The 2,670-nt window shown below is 66.6% G+C and carries 2 protein-coding genes; both read left to right on the forward strand.

Annotated features, from left to right (window positions below; translation table 11 throughout):
* The first annotated feature begins 198 nt into the window (after positions 1-198).
* Positions 199-1,758: an IS21 family transposase gene (istA, locus tag E8P82_RS14870; protein ID WP_136455831.1), complete on the forward strand. Its 1,560-nt coding sequence runs from the start codon at positions 199-201 to the stop codon at positions 1,756-1,758.
* On the forward strand, positions 1,755-2,534 hold the full coding sequence (gene istB / locus E8P82_RS14875) for an IS21-like element helper ATPase IstB (protein WP_136455830.1): 780 nt from the start codon (positions 1,755-1,757) through the stop codon (positions 2,532-2,534). Before istA ends, istB begins: the two co-directional genes overlap by 4 nt.
* The last annotated feature ends 136 nt before the right edge of the window (positions 2,535-2,670 follow it).

Here is a 2,670-nt window from a genome sequence, read left to right on the forward strand (position 1 = left end):
GTGTTAGCGGCCATGAAAAACTGCCCATAGGCGGCCACGGAAGTGCCCACTGACGGCCAGGAGCACTGCCCGTTGGTGGCCATGAGATCTGCCCACTTCTTGTTTGGAACCCCGACCGCTTATGCGGCGGGAGCCTCTTCCCGGGGTTTGATTGCGGTGTCTAAGACGCACCAAAGTCGCCCGGGAAGAGGCCCTGTTATGAAGTTTGACGGAGAAATCATGGAAATTCTTGCTGCCTACGATCTGACCGGGTCGTTGCGCGCTGCAGCCGAGCTCACCGGCTGCTCGCACCACACTGTTGCCCGGCATGTTGCTGCCCGCGACGCGGGGAAGCCGATCGCCGAACCTGCCTACCGGGGCCGGGTGACGGACCCATTTATGCCCAAGATCGAGGAATGGGTCGAGGCGTCCAGGGGACGGATCCGCGCCGATAAAGCGCACGAGAAGCTCATCGCGCTGGGCTATGAGGGATCGGACCGGTCGACACGGCGGGCGGTCGCGCAGGTCCGCGCCGCGTACCGGCTTGGTCATGTCCGAGTGCACCGGCCGTGGGTGACGGAGCCTGGCATGTGGTTGCAGTATGACTTCGGCGACGGACCGGTCATCGAGGGTCGCAAGACGGTGTTGTTCGTGGCCTGGTTGGCGTGGTCGAGGTTCCGGGTCGTGATCGCGTTGCGGGACCGGACGGCGCCGAGCGTGTTCGCGGCACTGGATCGCACGTTCCGGAGAATCGAGGGCGCCCCGACGTATGTGCTGACCGATAACGAGAAGACCGTGACGGTGTCCCACGTCGCGGGGGTGCCGGTGCGCAACCAGCAGACCGTGGACTTTGCCCGCCATTACGGTGTCACGGTGCTGACTTGCCAGCCGGCGGATCCGGCGTCCAAGGGCGGGGTGGAGGCCGCGGTGAAGCTGGCGAAGGCCGACCTCGTGCCCAAGGACACGAACCTGCGGGCCGAGTACGCCTCGTTCACCGAGCTGGAGGCGGCGTGCGAGGCGTTCATGGACGAGGTCAACACCCGGGAGCACCGGGTGACCCGCCGGAAGCCAGCACTCATGCTGGTGGAGGAGGCGCCCCGGTTGCATCGGGTTCCGGACACCGCGCATACGGTGGCGTTCGGGCTGTCGCGGGCCGTTCCGGAGAACACCCCGATGGTCACCTTCGAGAACGGCCAGTACTCGGTTCCCGCGCACCTTTTGGGCGCCCGGGTGTTCGTGCGCAGCCACGGAATCGGTACGGACGAGCAGGTCGTCGTCGTCCACGTCGGCACCAATGGTCCCCTCGAAGTCGCCCGGCACCCCCGGGCCAGGCCGGGAAGCCCCGCGATCGATGACACCCATTTCCCTGATCATCACCAGAAGGTCCCAGGTGAGTACACGATCAAGGCGCGCAGCGCCGCGGAGGCCGAGTTCCTGGGCATCGGCGCCGGAGCCCACGCCTGGCTGCTGGAAGCCGCCGCAGCCGGCACCGCACGGATGAACCAAAAGATGGCCGAAGCCGTCGCGCTGGCCAAGATCAGCGGCACCGCCGAGGTCGATCAGGCCTTGGGTGAAGCGGCCACCTATAGCCGCTTCGCGACGGGAGACCTGGCATCGATCCTGGCCGCGGGCGGCGCCCGGACCGGGTCCCGAACAGCGGACGAGAAGACCTCGCTGGCGCAAGGCACCGCCGGGTGGGCCTCGATCGGGCAGACCATCACACCCGTGGTCCACATCGTCGAGGTCGCCGCCGCCGATGATCTGGAGGAAAGCGCATGAGTGTCACCCAGGCCCCCGCTCCCGCCCTGCCGGCGGACCTTGAGGCGTTAATGCGGCAACTGAAAATGCCCTACGCCCGCGCGTTGGCACCGGAACTCATCGCGACCGCCAAGTCACAGCGGTGGGAACCCGTCGAGGTCATCAAGGCCCTCTTCGTCGAGGAAGTCGCCGGCCGGTCCCGGTCCATGCTCGTCACCAGGCGCAAAGCCGCGGGGTTCCCGACCGGGAAGACGTTCGATACCTGGGACCCGGCTGCTTCCTCGATCCCGGCGCCGACGCAGCAGGCACTGCGGACCCTGGAATGGATCGGCCGGAAGGAAAACGTCGTGGTCTGCGGGCCCTCCGGGACGGGAAAGACGTTCTTCCTCGAGGCCCTCGGCCAGCACGCCGTGGAGGCCGGGATGCGGGTCGCCTGGTTCCGGCTCGAGGACCTCGGCGCGCTGGTACGCGCGCACCGCTCAGATGACTCCGTTCACCGTGTCGTCGCCCGCATCCTTCGCGCCGATCTCATCGTCGTTGATGACATAGGTCTCCTCGAAGTCGGTGCAGACGCCGCCGAAGGGCTCTATCGTCTCGTTGACGCCGCGTACGAAAAACGCTCCATCGCGGTCTCCTCGAACCTGCACCCCGCCGGATTCGACCAACTCATGCCTAAAACCCTCGCGACAGCGACCGTCGACCGGCTCCTGCACCACGCCCACGTCTGCCAAACGACGGGCGAGTCCATCCGGCTCACCCAAGCCCTCGCTGGGAAAGGAGTCACTGCGATGAACTAACCCACCACAACCCCGCATGGCCAACGCCACCAACCCCCTGGTGGGCAGATCTGTTGACCATGACCGGGCAGTTCCCGTGGCCACCAGCGGGCATTTCTGCTGGCCGCCCACGGGCAGTTCCTAGTGGCCATTGACA

Origin of the sequence: Arthrobacter echini (assembly GCF_004803505.1) — a bacterium.
GTDB lineage: Bacteria > Actinomycetota > Actinomycetes > Actinomycetales > Micrococcaceae > Arthrobacter_D > Arthrobacter_D echini.